Source organism: Vulcanococcus sp. (assembly GCF_044369115.1).
Classification (GTDB): domain Bacteria; phylum Cyanobacteriota; class Cyanobacteriia; order PCC-6307; family Cyanobiaceae; genus Vulcanococcus.
The window spans coordinates 1-16,181 of the sequence record NZ_JBIPMN010000039.1 but is presented as its reverse complement, the minus strand read 5'-3'; the positions used below and the strand labels follow the sequence as shown (position 1 = coordinate 16,181).

Here is a 16,181-nt window from a genome sequence, read left to right as displayed (position 1 = left end):
GGGCTGGCCATGGCCGCGGCTGAGGCGAGAGACTGCCCCGATCCTGCCCCGGCGCCCCCCTGTGCTGCAGTTCTTCCCGTTGGCCTGGCTGTTGTTGGGCTATGCCACCGCCGGCGATGCTGCTGATGGCCTGCTCAATGGTCTGAGCATCGAGAGCCTGCAGCGCTGGACCCTGGTGTATCTGGGGATCTCCGCTCTGGCCTTCATCGTGGTCTGGCTGGTGGGTTACCTGCGCCGGCCTGGTTGAGCCGCCGGCTTAGGCCAGATCGATCAAGCCTGATCAATCAGATCCAGCTGCCGCACCGGCGACTGCTCATCGATGAAGCCATAGGCGGCAAACACCGAGGCATCGCTGTGGGTGATGTGCTGCCCATCGCTGTGGCGCTCCAGCACAAAGCCCTCGTTGGCCATCCTCCGCATCAGGGCGGCCGCTTCTTCAAACCGTGCCGCCATCGCCTCAAGGCTTGCGCAATCGGCGGTGAGGCCCGCTTCCTTCCAGGTGAAGTACGCCATCAGGGGAGCAGCACCAGTCCCAGCATTACAAGGATCAGGCTGATCAGCCAGAAGCCCACCACCACCTGCTGCTCGCTGGCACCGCCCAGCTCGAAGTGGTGATGCAGCGGCGCCATGCGGAACACGCGTTTGCCCTGGCCGGTGGCGGGGTTCTTGGTGGCTTTGAACACCCACACCTGCACGATCACCGACAGCGATTCCGCCAGGAACACCCCGCCCATCAGCAGCAAAGGCCAGAGGCTGTTGCTCAGCAGCGCCACCGCTGCCAGGGCCGAACCCATGGCCAGCGATCCGGTGTCGCCCATGAACACCCGTGCCGGGTGGCGGTTGAACAGCAGAAAACCCAGCCAGCAGCCGGCCATCGCGGCGCAGAAGCCCGCCATTGCCGGATCGCCCTCGTGGCCCCTCAGCATCAGCTGGATGCCCAGGCCGCTGAACACGATCGCGCCGCATCCCCCCGCCAGGCCATCGAGGCCATCGGTGAGGTTCGTGGCGTTGCTCTCGGCCAGGAATACAAACAGGCCCAGGGGCAGGATCAGGAGTCCCAGGGGCAGCACCCAGCCCAGCGGTAGGGCAATGAACGGAGCGAGCTGTTGATCCCAATGGGCCCAGGCCAGAAAGGCGATCGCGCTCAGCCCCTGCAGCAGCAACTTGCCGCGGGGGCTCAGGCCGGTGTTGTGGCGCTTGGTGAGGCTGCGCCAGTCGTCCACCGCTCCGATGGCCATGGTGGCCAGCGTGATCGCGGCCACCGCCAGCAGGCGGTGATCGGCCGGTGCCACCAGGCCGCCAGCAATCACGCCCACCGGCACCACCAACAGGCCGCCCATGGTGGGTGTGCCCGCCTTGCTCTGGTGGGCCTGGGGTCCTTCTTCGCGGATCACCTGGCCCAGCTTCAGCCGCCGCAGCTGCGGCACCCCCCAGGCGCAGATCACGGCGCTCACCACCGCGCTGATCAGCAGCGGTGGCGCCAGCTGTGGTGCCTGGCTGAACCAGTCGCACAGGGCGCTGAGCCCGAACAGCAACAAACCCAGCAACAGCGCCAGAGAGCGGCTGTTGCTGGGCATGGAGGCGATCAGCCTGGTGGGGGAGATCAAGGGGCTGAGGACGTCAGTCCTCCCAATCTTCCTCGCTCTGCTCGTCGGCGGCGTTGTAATCCTCTTTCTCGCCCATCAGCGCGGAGAGCTCTTCCTCCTCCACGGTGCTCACATCGCTGCTCGCGGTTTCCTCATCGGCCACGAGGCGGCCGCTGCTCTCCAGCCAGCTCAGCAGATCGGGCTCTTCCCGCAGGGGCAGCACCGGAGCCGGCTCGTTGCGGCCGTAGCGGGTGAGCGACGGGTTGATCCCATCCAGCTGGCTGAGGCTTGTGCTGAGGTTGCTGCTCATTGCTGACGGCTAGGGCTGCTATGGCGCGGACGGTGGCCGCTGGGCTTGCACCCCAGCATGGGCCAATCCGACATCCTATCGGAGTCTGCCCCCCTCTCTCAATGGCTACCCAGGCAAACCCTGCCTCGCCGATTTGGCGCTCCTTGCTGGGGCCCTGGCTGTTGGCGCTCGGCCTGAGCGCTTTGCTGGTGGCGGCCGGCTGGTGCTGGCCCACGCCGCTGTTGCAGCAGGCCTGGGCTCAGGCTGATCCCAGCCGGCCGGCCCTGTTGGCGCTGCTGCTGGTGCTGCTGCCGCCGGCCCTGATGGCGGCCCTGCTGCTCACTCGGATGCGGCGCCACCACGACAGGGGAGAATCGAGCGATTGCGCGCACGGAGAGCATTGATGGGCAGGGCCAAGAAGGCGGTGCTGGCCTATTCCGGCGGTGTGGACACCAGCGTCTGCATCCCTTATTTGAAGAACGAATGGGGCGTGGAGGAGGTGATCACCTTCGCCGCCGACCTGGGCCAGGGCGATGAGCTCGAGCCGATCCGCCAGAAAGCGCTCGATTCCGGGGCCAGCCAATCGATCGTGGGCGACCTGATCGAGCCGTTCATCACCGAATTCGCCTTCCCGGCGATCCGCGCCAACGCCCTCTACGAAGGCCGCTATCCCCTCTCCACCGCCCTGGCCCGGCCGCTGATCGCCCGCCGTCTGGTGGAAATCGCCCGCGAGGTGGGTGCTGATGCGGTGGCCCACGGTTGCACCGGCAAGGGCAACGACCAGGTGCGCTTCGATGTGGCCATCGGCGCCCTCGCCCCGGATCTGAAGGTGCTCACCCCAGCACGGGAGTGGGGCATGAGCCGCGAGGAAACCATCGCCTATGGCGAGCGCTGCGGCATCCCCTCACCCGTGAGCAAGAAGTCGCCCTATTCGATCGACCTCAACCTGCTGGGTCGCTCGATCGAGGCCGGGCCCTTGGAGGATCCCAACGTGGAGCCGCCCGAAGAGATCTACGCCCTCACGGTGAGCGTGGATGCGGCTCCCGATCAGCCCCAGGTGGTGGAGATCGGCTTTGAGCAGGGCAATCCCGTGAGCATCGATGGCGTGCGCCTCGATCCGGTGAGCCTGATCCGCCGCGCCAATGAACTGGCCGGCAGCCACGGCTTCGGCCGGCTCGACATGATCGAGAACCGGGTGGTGGGCATCAAGAGCCGCGAGATCTACGAAACCCCGGGGCTGCTGCTGCTGATCAAGGCCCATCAGGAGCTTGAGAGCCTCACCCTCGCCGCCGATGTGCTGCGCAGCAAGCGCCAGCTGGAGCAGCAGTGGGCGGATCAGGTGTATCAGGGCCTTTGGTATGGCCCGCTCAAGGACGCGCTCGATGGCTTCATCGAGCGCACCCAGCGCACCGTGAACGGCACGGTGAAGGTGAAGCTGCACAAGGGCAACGCCACCGTGGTGGGCCGCAGCAGCGTGAACAGCCTCTACGTGCCCGACATGGCCACCTACGACGCCGGTGATCAGTTCGATCACCGCGCCGCGGAGGGCTTCATCTACGTGTGGGGTCTCCCCACCCGTCTCTGGGCGGCGAGCCAGCGCTGACCAGCTGGGTTCCGTTCAGGCGGCGCGTGGGCTTCGGCGATCCGCCGCCCGGCCCAGGCGTCGCACCGCTGGGCGGCTGGGGAGCTGCGGCAGGGCGGGAGCGCTGCTCGCCTCAGCCGCCGCTGGGTTGAAGCGCAACCGCACTTCACCGGGTACTGGGGCGAGCATCTGAATCTGCTGGCGCAGATCGGCGTTGTCGTCGAGCAGGCGTTCCTGCCGCTCCAGCACCGGTTGAAGGCGCTGCTCGAACTTGCGCTCAAAGATGTCTGGCAGCTCCTCCAGCAGCGCTTCCAATTCAGCAATCTGCAGCCTCGCTTCGGCCAGCTTGCGCTCAGCACTGGCTAGAGCCAGCTGCAGCTGGTGTTCGCTCAGCTGGAAGGCGGAATCCTGAACCTGTTCGGCTTCAGGCTGCACTTGCGGCTGATCGGTGTTGGCGTCGTCCACCGTTGTCAGCCCAGCCATAAAAAACCGACCAAACCTTAACGAAGGTCTGGTCGGGATTCAAGCTGCGAGAAGCGGTTCAGGCTTCGCTGGTCTGCAGGGCAGCAGCGTCGCTGGTGGCCTGGGGTACGGGGCCGCTGCGGGGTGCGGGCAGGGGGCCGTCCTGCTTGACAGTGAGGTAGCGGATCACGTCTTCGGAGATGCGCATGGCCTTCTCCAGGGTGGCCACCTGCTGGCCGTCGCCGTTGTGGGCGAGCTGAACGTAAATGCCTTCCTTATGCTTGGCGATCGGATAAGCCAGCCGGCGCTTGCCGCGCATCTGGCAATCAAGCACCTCAGCGCCGGCTTCAGTCACCAGATCGCGGTACTTGGTGACATGGGTTTCCACCTCTTCCTCCGGGATGTCCGGACGAAGGATGTACATCGTTTCGTAATAGGGCTGTGACATGGCTTGCGCGATCCGACTTGGACGCCGAAGGGAACGGTGGCTGGTGGGCCGGAGCTGGGCCCCTGCTCTCCAGCGGCGGATCGTCCACCCTACAGCTGCATACGCACCGCTTCCGAGAGGCTCGGCACGTCAGCCTCCTTGCCGCGCACGCACTGCACCACGGCAAACACCAGCAGCACCAGCATTCCCAGGAACACGGTGTTGTCGAGGGTGCGGCCGGCGAAACCCATGTTGCGCAGCTGCAGCAGCTGGAAAGCCAGCGACACCACCACCAGCACGATGTCGAGCAGGATCGCCTGCAGCACGTTGAAGCGCAGGTAGTAGGGAATGCGCGGGTTGCGCACCACCGCCAGGAACAGCACTAGGAACAGCAGGAAGCCGCCGAAGGGCACATTGCGCTCCAGCATCAGGACTGGCAGAGCCGGCAGCATCAGCCACTGCAGGGCCGGGAAGAGGTTGTCGAGCGAGCCGGCAAAGGGCAGGGCATCGCTCCAGGGCAGCAGGTAGGCCAGCACCGCTAGCAACCGTTGCCACCAGGGAATGTTGCCCATCGCGTGCTCCTCAATGGCCAGAGGCTATGGCAGCTGCTCGAGCAGTGCCTGGCGCATCACCTCCACCGGCACATCGTTGCGCCCGCTCCAGAGCCGCAGGGCTGCAGCGCCTTGCTCCACCAGCATCTCCAGGCCATCGAGGCTGCGGCAGCCCCGGGCGGCGGCGCGTTGCAGCAGCCGGGTGGGCCGCGGGGTGTAGATGATGTCGTACACGCAGCAGCCGGGCTGCAGGGCAGAGATCTCTGTCTCGCTCAGCGGGCAGGCCTCGGCTGCGGCGGGGTTGCTGGCCGAGGCCATGCCCACTGGTGTGGTGTTCACCACCAGATCCGCTGCTGCCAGCGCTTCCGCCATCACAGGGCTGTTGCTGGCCCAGGGCAATGCCTGGAGCTGCGGTGCCCAGGCTCGGCAGTCGCTGAGGAAGGCGCCCAGCGCTTCCGGCCTGCGGCCCGCCAGTTGGATGCTGCCGAAACCCAGTTCCACCAGGCCTGCCACCACGGCCCTGGCGCTGCCGCCGCAGCCCAGCACCACCGCCCGCTTGCCGCTCCAGGCGGCCCCGCCGCGGCGCAGGGGCGCGCAGAAGCCCTCCACATCGGTGTTGGTGCCGTGCCAGCCGCCGCCCGTCATGGGCACCAGCACGTTCACCGCACCGAGCCGCTGCGCAAGCGGGCTGAGCTCACGGGTGAGGGCCGCCACGCTGTGCTTGTGGGGGATGGTCACGTTGAGGCCGCGGCAGTCCATGGCCTCGAGTCCCCGCACCACGGTGGCCAGCTCGGCGGCGGGAGCCGGCAGCGCTAGGAACACCCAGTCGAGCCCCATCGCCTGCAGCGCCGCGTTCTGCATGACCGGCGAGAGCGAGTGGTGCACCGGATCACCGAGCACCCCCACCAGCGCTGTGGTGCCGCGAATGCTGGGGAGGCCGCTCACGCTGGGTCGGGTGCTGTTCGGCAACCACACCTAGCCCTGACTGGGGCCTGCTGTTGAGGATGCCTCCAGTTCAGAGGACAGTCATGGGCAAGGTTGTCGGTATCGACCTTGGCACCACGAACAGTTGCGTGGCAGTCATGGAGGGCGGCAAGCCCACCGTGATCGCTAATGCCGAGGGCTTCCGCACCACGCCCTCCGTGGTGGCTTACACCAAGAACCAGGATCAACTGGTGGGTCAGATCGCCAAGCGTCAGGCGGTGATGAACCCGGAGAACACCTTCTATTCGGTGAAGCGCTTCATCGGTCGCCGTGTCGACGAGGTGAACGAGGAATCGAAGGAAGTGAGCTATGGCGTGGAGAAGGCCGGCTCCAATGTGAAGGTGAAGTGCCCGGTGCTGGGAAAGCAGTTCGCCCCGGAAGAGGTGAGCGCCCAGGTGCTGCGCAAGCTGGCTGAAGACGCCGGCAAATACCTCGGTGAGTCGGTCACCCAGGCGGTGATCACCGTTCCCGCCTACTTCAACGACTCTCAGCGCCAGGCCACCAAGGACGCCGGCAAGATCGCCGGCCTCGAGGTGCTGCGCATCATCAACGAGCCCACCGCGGCCGCTCTGGCCTACGGCCTCGACAAGAAGAGCAACGAGCGCATCCTGGTGTTCGACCTGGGCGGCGGCACCTTCGACGTGTCTGTGCTCGAGGTGGGCGACGGTGTGTTCGAGGTGCTCTCCACCTCCGGCGACACCCACCTGGGCGGTGACGACTTCGACAAGGTGATCGTGGATCACCTGGCCGACACCTTCAAGGCCAACGAAGGCATCGATCTGCGCTCCGATAAGCAGGCCCTGCAGCGCCTCACCGAGGCGGCTGAGAAGGCCAAGATCGAGCTCTCCAGCGCCACCCAGAGCGAGATCAATCTGCCGTTCATTACGGCCACACCCGAGGGCCCTAAGCACCTCGATCTCACCCTCACCCGCGCCAAGTTCGAGGAGCTGGCTTCCAAGCTGATCGACCGCTGCCGCGTGCCGGTGGAGCAGGCCCTCAAGGACGCCAAGCTCTCCTCCTCCGAGCTCGATGAGGTGGTGATGGTGGGTGGTTCCACCCGCATCCCCGCGGTGCTCGAGCTGGTGAAGCGCGTCACCGGCAAAGACCCCAACCAGACCGTGAACCCCGATGAGGTGGTGGCCGTGGGTGCCGCCATTCAGGGCGGTGTGCTCGCCGGTGAGGTGAAGGACATCCTGCTGCTGGATGTCAGCCCGCTGTCGCTGGGTGTGGAGACCCTCGGCGGTGTGATGACGAAGATGATCCCCCGCAACACCACCATTCCCACCAAGAAGTCGGAGGTGTATTCCACGGCGGTGGATGGGCAGACCAACGTGGAAATTCACGTGCTGCAGGGTGAGCGCGAGATGGCCAGCGACAACAAGTCGCTCGGAACCTTCCGCCTCGATGGCATCCCCCCAGCGCCCCGTGGCGTGCCTCAGATCGAAGTGACCTTCGACATCGATGCCAACGGCATCCTGAGCGTGACGGCCAAGGACAAAGGCAGCGGCAAGGAGCAGAGCATCTCGATCACCGGCGCCTCCACCCTCAGCGACAACGAGGTGGAGAAGATGGTGAAGGACGCTGAAGCCAACGCCAGCGCCGATAAGGAGAAGCGCGAGCGCATCGACCTGAAGAACCAGGCTGAAACCCTCGTCTACCAAGCCGAGAAGCAGCTGGGCGAACTGGGCGACAAGGTGGGCGCCGAGGACAAGAGCAAGGTGGAGGCCTCATCCGCCAAGCTCAAGGAGGCGATCGAGAAGGACGACTTCGACACGATGAAGTCCGAGCTCGAAACCCTGCAGCAGGCTCTCTACGCTGCTGGTGCTGCTGTATACCAGCAGGCTGCCGGCGCTGAAGGCGCCGCTTCCCCCGGCGGCAACGGCAGTGGCAGCACCGGTGCCGCGAGCGACGACGTGATCGACGCTGAATTCACCGAGAGCAAATAAGGCCTGCCGAGTTCTTGGCTCCTCCTCAAACCCCGGCTGCGGTCGGGGTTTTTTCATGGCCGCGCGTCAGCCAAAAAAAGAGACGGGTGTGAGCCCGTCTCGGAGGTTCTCCCTTGCCCGACCCGATTGAGGTCGTGTGCGGATGATGCCGCGGGCTCAGGGGCGCTGATGTGTTCGTTGGTACCAGTTGAACAAGCGTTCGTTTTCGCTGGCCTCAGCTGCCGATCTTGCCCACAGCTGCCTTGGCCTTTTCGATCACCGGGGCCGGCATGGTCACATAACCGAGGGTCGGGGCTTGGGCCTGAGCCTGCTCCGACAGCATGAAGTTGAAGGCCTTCTTGAGCAGCTCGGCCTTGGCACCGTTGCCGTTCTGGTAGGCCAGGATCCAGGTGAAGGTCACGATCGGGTAGCCCTTCATCGGGTTGGGGTTGCCGCCGATCAGGTCGGGGCCCAGGTCGATCGAAGCCAACGCTTCGCTCTCGCTGGCGCTGGTGGGCTTCACCACCTGCCCTGACCCATTGGTGAGAGCGGCGGCCTGCAGCTTGCCTTTCACATAGGCCGATTCCACATAGCCCAGCCCACCTTCCACCTGGTTGAGCTGTGCTGCCACCCCCTCATTGCCCTTGGCGCCGACGCCGGTGGGCCAGGCGACGGTTTTGGAGGTGCCGGGGCCGTTCTTCCAGGTGCCCGAGATGGCGGCCAGGTGCTTGGTGAAGTTGTAGGTGGTGCCTGAGCCATCGGAGCGGTGCACCACGGTGATCTTCTTGTCGGCGCAGCCGAGCTGGCTGTAGTTGGTGATCTTGCCGAGGAAGATGTCAGCCAGCTGCTGCTGGCTCAGCTTGAGGTCACAGCCGGCGTTGTTGTAGGCCACGGCGATGGCGCCGGCGGTCATCGGGATCTGCAGCACGCCGCGGCTCACCTTGGCGATCTCGTCGTCTTTCATCGGCGCATCAGAGGCGGCGAAATCCACCGTGCCTGCGGTGAACTGACGCACCCCGGCGCCGGAGCCCACCGATTGATAGTTCACGCGCACCCCCTGGCCCGCCAGCTCCTGGAACCAGCGCTGGTAGATGGCGGCTGGGAAGGAAGCGCCTGCCCCGGCCAGATTGTCGGCGGGGCCGCTGCCGCCACCCACCGAGCAGGAGGCCAGGCTCAGGCCAGCCGCCACTCCGGCGAGGCCGATGAGCACACGTGCGGTGGTGGTGCGTCGCATAGGGAGAGAAGGTGGCGAGGCCGGTATGGCCCAGTTTGACGTAGCGGTTGTGGGCCTCTCAGGCACCTGGCTCCCCCAGCTGCTGCAGCACCCAGGCGGCTGTGGCCGGTGCCAGCAGCACGCCATTGCGGTAGTGACCGCTGGTGAGCAATAGGCCTGGTTCGAGCTGTTCGAGCAGCGGGGCTGGGCTGTCGTCGGGCCGGGCGCGCAGGCCCTGCCAGTGGCGCAGCAGTTCGGCCTCGCGCAGCCAGTCGGGCCCATGGCCTCCGAGATGGCGCAGCTCGGCGAGGGCTTCCGGGCTTCCTGTGCTCAGCCCCGGCTCCACGGTGGCCCCGAGCCAGAGCCGCCCTCCAGGGCGGGGCACCAGGTTGATGCCATCCCAGCTCACGCTTCCCGGCCAGCGCTCGGCGTTGCAGCCTGCCGGCAACTGAAGCTCCAGCGCCTGGCCGAGCACTGGCCTCTGGGGCCGAGCGTGCCCGAGTGGCTGCAGCAGCTGCGGGCTGCCCAGCCCCGCAGCCACCACCAGCCAATCGCTGCGGTAATGGCCTGCATCGGTGTGGATCCGCCAGCGCTGATCGCCGCCGCTGCTTCCGCGTTCCAACCGCTCAACGCGGGCTGCCTGGGTGAGGAGCCCATGGCGGCACCCGTCGTGCAGCAGGGCCTGCATGGCCGGCAACGGATCGATCTGGCCGTCCTCCGGCGAGAGCAGGGCTCCGGCGGCGGCAGCCGGCAGGGCCGGTGTGAGCTCCCGCAGCGCATCCCGGCTGAGGAGCCGCAGCGGCAAGCCTTGCTTCTGGCGTTGTTCAGCCAGCCGCGCCTGGGCGAGCCACTCCTGCTCGTTGCTGGCCAGCTGCAGCAGGCCAGCTCGCCACGGGATCCCATGACCCCTCTGCTCCAGCAGCTGACGCCAGTGCTGCCAGAGCGCCAGGGATTGCTGCCGCAGCCGCCAACCCCGGCCGCTGCTGCGCCGGAAGATCTGTGCCATCAGTAGGCCCAGGGCCGCACTGCTGCCGGCCTGGCTCGGTTGGCCCTCGGCCAGGGCTGGATCGATCAGCTCCACCCGGTGGCCGTGCTGGCAGAGCAGCCAGGCCACAGAAAGACCCACCACGCCGGCGCCGATCACGGTGATCGACGTGGGCCGGCGGGTGGGCTCTGGTGGAGTGATCGTGATGGGAGAAACGATCAGGCCTGCTTCAGGTCGGCCTGCACCTGGGCCGGCAGCACCTGGGCGTAGAGGCCAAAGCCGCTGGCCACTTTGATGTAAGCCTTGCTCAGTTTGTTGGCATCCTGCAGGCGGGCGGCCTCATCGAGCTCAGCCAGGGCGTCTTTGAGGGCGTCGGCACGCTTGGTGGCTTCGGGGCGCTCAGCGGGCAGCAGGCGCTGGTTGATGTAGAGCATCTCGCGGCCCACTTCCTGCATCGGGCCGTGGATCAGGTTGCGGGTGAAGGTCCAGTCGCGCTCGTTCACCAGGGTGGCCAGCTCGGGCAGGCGGTCGCGCGCGGCCAGGAAACCTTCAGCCTGGCGCTCGATCACGGCGATGTCGTCGGCGCTGAGGGTGGGAGCCTTGGCATTGCCGCCGCTGCAGGCGGTGAGGCCGAAGCTCAGCACCAGGGCCAGGGCCACGAGGGCCAGGCTGCGCAGGGCGGATGAGAACCGGGTTGTTAGCGCGGACATCGTCTGAGCAGCCATGGGTTTGGAGCTTGATCCGGGGACTTTACCCAGGGGTTTTGGCCCTGAAGTGCTTGGCAGGGGAGCTGCAACGGGCTGTGGGCAATCAGCCGTCAGAATTCAGCCTTTCCCGGGCTGCGCCCCGCCTCGTCATGACGGCTGCCACGGCCATCCTTCAGATGATCTGCCCGGATCAGCCCGGCCTGGTGCGCGAGCTCTCCGGTTGGGTTGCCGCCAACGGCGGCAACATCGTGCATGCCGATCACCACAGCGACCAGGGAGCGGGTCTGTTTCTCAGCCGCATCGAGTGGCAGCTGGAGGGTTTCGGTCTGCCGCGCGAGGCGATCTGCCCCACGGCCAAGGCCTTGGCTGATCGGCTGGGGGGCCATTACAAAGTGAATTTTTCCGATTCCCGCACGCCGACGGCGATCTTTGTTAGCAAGCAGGATCACTGCTTATTGGATCTGCTCTGGCGCACGCGCACTGGCGAACTGCCAATGCGCGTGCCACTGGTCATCGGCAATCACCCTGATCTCGGTTCGATTGCGGAGGAGTTCGGCGCTCGCTTTGAACATGTGCCGATCAGCAATGCCAACCGTGAGGAGGCCGAAGCCCGGCACTTAGAGCTGTTGGCGGAGCACGGCATCGAGCTAGTGATCCTGGCCAAATACATGCAGGTGCTCACGCCGCGTTTCCTGGCGGCCTTTGACCCCCCGGATGCCTTCCACCAGGTGATCAACATTCACCATTCCTTTCTGCCGGCCTTCATGGGTGCGCAGCCGTATCATCGCGCCTGGGAGCGAGGCGTGAAGCTGATCGGCGCCACCGGCCACTACGTGACCGAAGAGTTGGATGCCGGCCCGATCATTGCCCAGTCAACGGTGAACGTGAGCCACCGCGATGAGGTGGACGATCTGATTCGCAAGGGCCGCGACACCGAACGCCTCGCCCTGGCCCGAGCGGTGCGTTTGCATCTCAAACGCCAGGTGATGGTGTATCGCGGGCGCACGGCGGTGTTCGAGTGAACTTGGCCCTGATGTTCGAGCGGCTCGATGGACAACGCCCCTCCGGTGCCGATCGTCTCGGTTGGCGATGTTTCCAGCTGGGGGTTTTCTTCCTGCCCTCCAGTGCTCTTTTTGCGGCCGTGTTGTTGTTTCCCGCGCTGATCAAGGGCAGCCTGCGACGGTCGTCTTTCAGTCGGGACCGGGTCAACCTGGTGTTGCTACTGGTGGCCGCTTTGATGGTTGTGGGTGCTTTGTCCCTCAGCCTTCATCCAGACGCATTGCCAGGCTATTCACCGGCTTTGGCTTGGGTGGGCCTTGGCAATTGGCTCCCCTTGTTCTGGGGTTTTTGGGGGTTCCAGCCCTACGTGGCCGATGCGCCAGCCCGTCGCCGTATTGCACTGGCAATTGTGGCTGGAACCGTGCCTGTGGTGGTAACGGGATTGGGCCAGCTCTGGTTGGGCTGGAGTGGTCCTTGGTCCATTCTTGGCGGCGCAGTGATTTGGCATGTGAAGCAGGGCGGCAACCCAACGGATCGTCTCGCTGGCTTGTTTGATTACGCCAATATTGCGGCTGCTTGGTTGTCCCTGTCTTGGCCCTTCCTTCTGGCGGCTTTGTTGGGGCTTTGTGGCGCAGCTCGGGTTTCTGTCAAGCGCAATGCTTTGCCCTGGCTGGTTGTTGTCTTGATGGTCGTTGCTCAGTGTGCAGCTCTGTATCTCACTGATTCACGCAATGGCTGGGGTGCTTTGGTGCTGGCGCTCCCGTTGGTGATGGGCCCAGCCGTATGGATTTGGCTGCTCCCTGTTCTTGCGCTTGTGGCATTGCCTGTGGTTTTGGCCACGCTGCCTGGCATCCCCGATGTGATTCAGGTGCCATTGCGAAGCATTGTTCCCCAGGAGATCTGGGGTCGGTTGAATGATTTCAACTCACAAGGTCGTCGTCCAGATCAGATCACTCGCTTGAGCCAGTGGAGCGTTGCGGCTGAGTTGATCGCTGAGCGTCCCTGGCTTGGCTGGGGTGCAGCGGCATTCACTGTGATTTATCCCTTGCGGACAGGTTTCTGGCACGGACACACACACAACATCTTGTTTGAACTTGCCCTCTCGCACGGTCTGCCGGCGGCACTGCTGCTGGTTGGCTTGGTGCTGTGGTTGTTGATCCGAGCGGTGCGTCTGGGCATGGCTCGGTCTCTCCTGTTTGACCGTGCTTGGTTCGCATCCGCGCTGATTCTTGTTGTGCTGCACGCCAGTGATCTGCCGATGTACGACAGCCGCGTCAACATCGCGGGCTGGATCCTGCTGGCAGGTCTGCGCTGCTGGAGCCGCTAGGCCAGCGCGTCCAGCTGGTGCTTCATCAAGGTGCTTTTGGGGAGCGGGCCTTCCAGGTGCTCCCAGGGCAGCACCCGCTCTCTGCTCCAGCTGGCATGAATCACTTCCTCCCAGGCGGGCGGCAGCGGGTCCGCGCCTGCGGCCTCGCCCTCGCGCACAGCCCGGTAGGCCTGTTTCCAGCCCCCCAGGCTTTCGTGGCGGCCGCGGGCTGCGGCGATCACCTGTGCCAGGCGCCGATCGCTGCGCGAGAGCAGGGCCTGGATCACGCTCCAGCCGTAGCTCTCCGGCCGCAGTTCAATGCCCTTGGGTTTGAGCCGTTTGCCGAGCAACTTCAGGCGCTTCTCGGCTTCGGGCCGCACCCCTTGCCACTGGAACGGGGTGTGGGCCTTGGGCACAAAGGTGCTCACCCCAAGCGATAACCGCAGCCCAGGCGTGGCCTTCTTCAGAGCCAGCAGCAGCTCGGCGGTGGCCTCCACGTCGGCCTCCTCCTCGCTGGGCAGCCCCACCATTCCGTAGAGCTTCAGGCCGCTCAGGCCGCCCTCCTTGGCGTAGCGGGCCGCGGCATAGATCTCCTCGGTGGCGAGCTTTTTGTTCACCACCTCACGCATCCGCTCGCTGCCGCTTTCGATCGCGATCGTGAGCGATTTGCTGCCCCGTTTGGCCAGGATGCGGCCCAGCTCCGCCGTCACCGTGGCGGCCCGCACCGAGCTCACGCTCACCCGCGTGCCCTCAAAGCGGTCTTGATCGAGCCACTGCAGCAGATCCGCAAACTGTGGGTGCTGGGTGACAGAGGCCCCCAGCAGCCCGAGCCGCTGGGTGGCGGTGAGGCCTTTCTCTACAGCTGGAATCAGGCCGTCGTCGAGGCTTGGGGTGCGAAAAGGCAGGGTGAGATAGCTGGCCAGGCAGAAGCGGCAGAGCTCCGGGCAGCTGCGCACCACTTCCACCATGTGGATGGAGGGCCAGGCGGCTTCCGGTGTGATCACCGTGGAGTGGCTGAGGGTGTTGCCGCGCCAGGTTTGTTTGGCCACGGTGGCCGGGATGCCGGGTTCGGTGGGCTCAATGGCCAGCAGTTCGCCTTTAGCGCCGTAGCGAGGGGCATACAGCGCCGGCACATAGACGCCCGGCACTTGGGCTAGCCGCCGCAGCCGCTCCGGGCGCGGTGCACTACGGCACTCCTGCAGCGCATCGATGAAGGCCGGCAGTAGTAATTCGCCATCTCCCAGCAGCACCACATCGAAGAAGGGCGCCAGAGGCTCGGGGTTGGCGGTGAGCACCGGTCCGCCGCCGAACACGATCGGGTCGTCGTCGCCCCGTTCAGCGGCCCAGAGGGGGATGCGCTGCTGCTCAAGCAGATCCAGCAGCACGGGGCCATCCAGCTCCCAGCTCAGCGACAGCCCGAAGAGATCGCAGTGGCGATGCGTCGCGTCGCCCTGGTCTGTGAACAGACGCCGCACATCCACATCGGCCCGCTGCGCGAGGGTGGCCCACACCACCTGGTAGCCCAGGCTGGTGATCCCCACCGTGTAGGTGCTGGGGAAGGCCAGCACCGCCCGCAGCGCCCCGGCCACGGGCTGGGCGGGCTCAAACAGCAGGGTTTCCTGGTTCAGGGGGGTGCCGAGTCAGCTCTTCATTCTGCGCTGGGGCAGGTGGCTGGAGACAGCGTGACAGTCGTCAATCATCAGTCAGGTCGTCATCGTCAAATTGTGCCAGCCACTGTTGGTGATCGTTCTGAATTAGCTGTTCGAGTTCGTCGTTGTCCATGAGTTCTCGGAAGGCGTAAATCGTGTGCCCTTTGAAGCGGCGTTTTCGTGTTAGGTCGAGGTGCCATGTTGTGCCGTCATCATTCTCTTTCTCAACGATCCAGATCTGGCAATCTTCCCGCTTCAGGACAGGAAACAGCTCCTGCTCCTGCAAGGGGTGATGTGGTTGCAGTTTGGCTTTCAGAAAAGCAATCGCATCATCGGCATACTCCAGCGGCACCATCTGCCATGGCTCGAGAATCTCCAGGGCTTTCGGTGGTGCCGGCTGCCACGGTGGGGCTGTGTCGACGCTGCGATGCAAGCGCCCCTCTGCTTTGAGCCAGAGATAGCGCTCATGGAATTCGCTCCATAGGTTTGGCCCCAACTGGACGCGGCCCACGAAGAGCCCATCGCAGAGGATCCTCCCGGCGAAGGGACATAGCCCGGTTTCCACGAGGAATCCGCGACCACCGAGAATGGCTCCAGGTTGTTGGGTCAGGCCCACGGTGCTGTAGGCCTCACTGGCTTCCTTGTTGAGGAAGATGGCGCCGCTCTTGAGGTCCTTGATGTGGATCCATTCGGCCAGTTTCATCTGGCTCAGGGCCTCAATCACCTCCGGGTCCACCGGGATGCTGTGCTCCCTGAGGTGCTGCATCACCTCGTCAAGCCGCTCAGGGTTGTCGAGCAGCTGTCTGCGAGCGTTAACCAAGCAGGTGGCTGGATCGCTGGCTGCTTGCTGCTGATTGATGGCTTGAACCGCGATGGCCACCCGTTCGTAGGTGGCCATGAAGCGGCGTGCGTCGTGGGGGGCAAGCAGCATGCCGGCCGCTCAGACCTCTGCCAGCACCTTGGCTTCCTCGTCGGCGCTCACCACCCGGCCGCTGTCTTCGAAGCCTTCGATCTGATCGAAGTTGAGGTAGCGGTAGAGCTCGGCGCCGCGGGGATCGATCTTGGCGGCGGCGATGGCCAGGTATTGCTCCTTGGTGGGGATGCGGCCCAGCTGGGCGCATACCGCTGCTAGTTCAGCGCTGCCGAGATACACCTGGGCGCCGTTGCCGAGGCGGTTGTTGAAGTTGCGGGTGCTGGTGGAGAACACCGTGGTGTTGTCTTCCACCCGGGCCTGGTTGCCCATGCAGAGCGAGCAGCCGGGCATCTCCATGCGCGAGCCGGCCTTCTCGAAGATGGCGTAGTAGCCCTCCTGCTTGAGCATCTCCTCGTCCATACGGGTGGGCGGACATACCCACAGGCGCGCGGTGTTCTCGCCCTGGCCCTCCAACACGGTGGCGGCAGCGCGGTAGTGGCCGATGTTGGTCATGCAGGAGCCGATGAACACCTCATCGATGCGATCCCCCGCCACCTCCGAGAGCATTTTCACGTTGTCGGGGTCGTTGGGGCAGGCCAGGAT

The 16,181-nt window shown here is 65.3% G+C and carries 19 protein-coding genes and 1 pseudogene; 7 read left to right on the top strand and 13 right to left on the bottom strand.

The genetic code is table 11. The features are described from left to right. Positions 1 to 247: hypothetical protein (locus ACIQ2E_RS04485; RefSeq protein ID WP_398326772.1), on the top strand; the 247-nt coding region annotated here is incomplete at its 5' end. A gap of 23 nt (positions 248 to 270) precedes the next feature. On the opposite strand, the gene ACIQ2E_RS04480 is transcribed toward ACIQ2E_RS04485, so the two are convergent. Genes ACIQ2E_RS04480 through ACIQ2E_RS04470 form a run of 3 tightly spaced genes read right to left on the bottom strand, consistent with a single transcriptional unit; the run spans position 271 to position 1,896 of the window. After that, complete coding sequence (locus ACIQ2E_RS04480) at positions 271 to 513, bottom strand: hypothetical protein (RefSeq protein ID WP_398326769.1); 243 nt, start codon at positions 511 to 513, stop codon at positions 271 to 273. After that, the gene (gene mraY, locus ACIQ2E_RS04475; protein WP_398326766.1) at positions 513 to 1,577 is read right to left on the bottom strand and encodes a phospho-N-acetylmuramoyl-pentapeptide-transferase; all 1,065 of its coding nucleotides are present in this window, start codon (positions 1,575 to 1,577) and stop codon (positions 513 to 515) included. The genes ACIQ2E_RS04480 and mraY overlap by 1 nt, the downstream gene beginning before the upstream one ends. A gap of 43 nt (positions 1,578 to 1,620) precedes the next feature. Next, complete coding sequence (locus tag ACIQ2E_RS04470) at positions 1,621 to 1,896, bottom strand: DUF3134 domain-containing protein (protein WP_296446578.1); 276 nt, start codon at positions 1,894 to 1,896, stop codon at positions 1,621 to 1,623. Positions 1,897 to 1,997: 101 nt separating this feature from the next. Here ACIQ2E_RS04470 and ACIQ2E_RS04465 point away from each other — a divergent pair, with 101 nt between their 5' ends. Together ACIQ2E_RS04465 and ACIQ2E_RS04460 are read left to right on the top strand one after the other, a co-directional pair. Continuing rightward, entirely contained in the window at positions 1,998 to 2,279 is a 282-nt protein-coding gene (locus tag ACIQ2E_RS04465) for a hypothetical protein (protein WP_398326763.1), read from the top strand. Next, on the top strand, positions 2,279 to 3,478 hold the full coding sequence (locus tag ACIQ2E_RS04460; protein WP_398326760.1) for an argininosuccinate synthase: 1,200 nt from the start codon (positions 2,279 to 2,281) through the stop codon (positions 3,476 to 3,478). The genes ACIQ2E_RS04465 and ACIQ2E_RS04460 overlap by 1 nt, the downstream gene beginning before the upstream one ends. 15 nt (positions 3,479 to 3,493) lie before the next feature. On the opposite strand, the gene ACIQ2E_RS04455 is transcribed toward ACIQ2E_RS04460, so the two are convergent. The 4 genes from ACIQ2E_RS04455 to ACIQ2E_RS04440 all read right to left on the bottom strand — a co-directional run bounded on the left by ACIQ2E_RS04455 (position 3,494) and on the right by ACIQ2E_RS04440 (position 5,842). Continuing rightward, complete coding sequence (locus ACIQ2E_RS04455; protein ID WP_398326757.1) at positions 3,494 to 3,940, bottom strand: hypothetical protein; 447 nt, start codon at positions 3,938 to 3,940, stop codon at positions 3,494 to 3,496. Between the two features lie 58 nt (positions 3,941 to 3,998). Continuing rightward, positions 3,999 to 4,367 carry a 30S ribosomal protein S6 gene (gene rpsF, locus ACIQ2E_RS04450; RefSeq protein ID WP_296446586.1) on the bottom strand — a complete coding sequence of 123 codons (369 nt, stop codon included), beginning with the start codon at positions 4,365 to 4,367 and terminating at the stop codon, positions 3,999 to 4,001. A gap of 89 nt (positions 4,368 to 4,456) precedes the next feature. Next, complete coding sequence (locus ACIQ2E_RS04445) at positions 4,457 to 4,918, bottom strand: Tic20 family protein (protein WP_398326753.1); 462 nt, start codon at positions 4,916 to 4,918, stop codon at positions 4,457 to 4,459. A 24-nt stretch (positions 4,919 to 4,942) separates the two neighbouring features. Further along, a complete protein-coding gene (locus ACIQ2E_RS04440; protein ID WP_398326750.1) occupies positions 4,943 to 5,842 on the bottom strand; it encodes a shikimate dehydrogenase in 900 nt (299 codons plus the stop codon). A gap of 83 nt (positions 5,843 to 5,925) precedes the next feature. Here ACIQ2E_RS04440 and dnaK point away from each other — a divergent pair, with 83 nt between their 5' ends. Then, positions 5,926 to 7,827 (top strand): molecular chaperone DnaK, encoded by a 1,902-nt coding sequence (gene dnaK, locus ACIQ2E_RS04435; RefSeq protein WP_398326747.1) that lies wholly within the window; start codon positions 5,926 to 5,928, stop codon positions 7,825 to 7,827. 214 nt (positions 7,828 to 8,041) lie between these two features. On the opposite strand, the gene pstS is transcribed toward dnaK, so the two are convergent. The 3 genes from pstS to psbQ are packed head-to-tail and all read right to left on the bottom strand — an operon-like array spanning position 8,042 to position 10,714. Further along, complete coding sequence (pstS, locus tag ACIQ2E_RS04430; protein ID WP_398326744.1) at positions 8,042 to 9,040, bottom strand: phosphate ABC transporter substrate-binding protein PstS; 999 nt, start codon at positions 9,038 to 9,040, stop codon at positions 8,042 to 8,044. Positions 9,041 to 9,098: 58 nt separating this feature from the next. After that, on the bottom strand, positions 9,099 to 10,163 hold the full coding sequence (locus tag ACIQ2E_RS04425) for an NAD(P)/FAD-dependent oxidoreductase (RefSeq protein ID WP_398326741.1): 1,065 nt from the start codon (positions 10,161 to 10,163) through the stop codon (positions 9,099 to 9,101). Positions 10,164 to 10,222: 59 nt separating this feature from the next. Continuing rightward, the gene (psbQ, locus tag ACIQ2E_RS04420; RefSeq protein ID WP_398326738.1) at positions 10,223 to 10,714 is read right to left on the bottom strand and encodes a photosystem II protein PsbQ; all 492 of its coding nucleotides are present in this window, start codon (positions 10,712 to 10,714) and stop codon (positions 10,223 to 10,225) included. 146 nt (positions 10,715 to 10,860) lie between these two features. Here psbQ and purU point away from each other — a divergent pair, with 146 nt between their 5' ends. The 3 genes and pseudogenes from purU to ACIQ2E_RS04405 all read left to right on the top strand — a co-directional run bounded on the left by purU (position 10,861) and on the right by ACIQ2E_RS04405 (position 13,037). Next, positions 10,861 to 11,733 carry a formyltetrahydrofolate deformylase gene (purU, locus tag ACIQ2E_RS04415; RefSeq protein WP_398326735.1) on the top strand — a complete coding sequence of 291 codons (873 nt, stop codon included), beginning with the start codon at positions 10,861 to 10,863 and terminating at the stop codon, positions 11,731 to 11,733. Positions 11,734 to 11,744: 11 nt separating this feature from the next. After that, positions 11,745 to 12,785, top strand: a pseudogene (locus ACIQ2E_RS04410) (O-antigen ligase family protein); the annotation flags it as partial. Between the two features lie 9 nt (positions 12,786 to 12,794). Then, positions 12,795 to 13,037 (top strand): hypothetical protein, encoded by a 243-nt coding sequence (locus tag ACIQ2E_RS04405; protein WP_398326778.1) that lies wholly within the window; start codon positions 12,795 to 12,797, stop codon positions 13,035 to 13,037. On the opposite strand, the gene ACIQ2E_RS04400 is transcribed toward ACIQ2E_RS04405, so the two are convergent. The 3 genes from ACIQ2E_RS04400 to ACIQ2E_RS04390 form a co-directional block, all read right to left on the bottom strand. Then, positions 13,034 to 14,584, bottom strand: coding sequence for a B12-binding domain-containing radical SAM protein (locus ACIQ2E_RS04400; RefSeq protein ID WP_398326775.1), 1,551 nt, complete (start codon positions 14,582 to 14,584; stop codon positions 13,034 to 13,036). The genes ACIQ2E_RS04405 and ACIQ2E_RS04400 overlap by 4 nt on opposite strands. Positions 14,585 to 14,708: 124 nt before the next feature. Then, positions 14,709 to 15,431: a hypothetical protein gene (locus ACIQ2E_RS04395; protein ID WP_398326732.1), complete on the bottom strand. Its 723-nt coding sequence runs from the start codon at positions 15,429 to 15,431 to the stop codon at positions 14,709 to 14,711. A 174-nt stretch (positions 15,432 to 15,605) separates the two neighbouring features. Further along, on the bottom strand, positions 15,606 to 16,181 hold a 576-nt coding region (locus ACIQ2E_RS04390), incomplete at its 5' end, for an aconitase family protein (RefSeq protein WP_398326729.1).

Coding starts and splice junctions, on each gene's coding strand:
- pstS (WP_398326744.1), bottom strand. CDS start 9,040: ATGCGACGCACCACCACCGCACGTGTGCTCATCGGCCTCGCCGGAGTG.
- dnaK (WP_398326747.1), top strand. CDS start 5,926: ATGGGCAAGGTTGTCGGTATCGACCTTGGCACCACGAACAGTTGCGTG.
- ACIQ2E_RS04465 (WP_398326763.1), top strand. CDS start 1,998: ATGGCTACCCAGGCAAACCCTGCCTCGCCGATTTGGCGCTCCTTGCTG.
- ACIQ2E_RS04445 (WP_398326753.1), bottom strand. CDS start 4,918: ATGGGCAACATTCCCTGGTGGCAACGGTTGCTAGCGGTGCTGGCCTAC.
- ACIQ2E_RS04460 (WP_398326760.1), top strand. CDS start 2,279: ATGGGCAGGGCCAAGAAGGCGGTGCTGGCCTATTCCGGCGGTGTGGAC.
- rpsF (WP_296446586.1), bottom strand. CDS start 4,367: ATGTCACAGCCCTATTACGAAACGATGTACATCCTTCGTCCGGACATC.
- ACIQ2E_RS04395 (WP_398326732.1), bottom strand. CDS start 15,431: ATGCAGCACCTCAGGGAGCACAGCATCCCGGTGGACCCGGAGGTGATT.
- mraY (WP_398326766.1), bottom strand. CDS start 1,577: ATGCCCAGCAACAGCCGCTCTCTGGCGCTGTTGCTGGGTTTGTTGCTG.
- ACIQ2E_RS04480 (WP_398326769.1), bottom strand. CDS start 513: ATGGCGTACTTCACCTGGAAGGAAGCGGGCCTCACCGCCGATTGCGCA.
- psbQ (WP_398326738.1), bottom strand. CDS start 10,714: ATGTCCGCGCTAACAACCCGGTTCTCATCCGCCCTGCGCAGCCTGGCC.
- ACIQ2E_RS04455 (WP_398326757.1), bottom strand. CDS start 3,940: ATGGCTGGGCTGACAACGGTGGACGACGCCAACACCGATCAGCCGCAA.
- purU (WP_398326735.1), top strand. CDS start 10,861: ATGACGGCTGCCACGGCCATCCTTCAGATGATCTGCCCGGATCAGCCC.
- ACIQ2E_RS04470 (WP_296446578.1), bottom strand. CDS start 1,896: ATGAGCAGCAACCTCAGCACAAGCCTCAGCCAGCTGGATGGGATCAAC.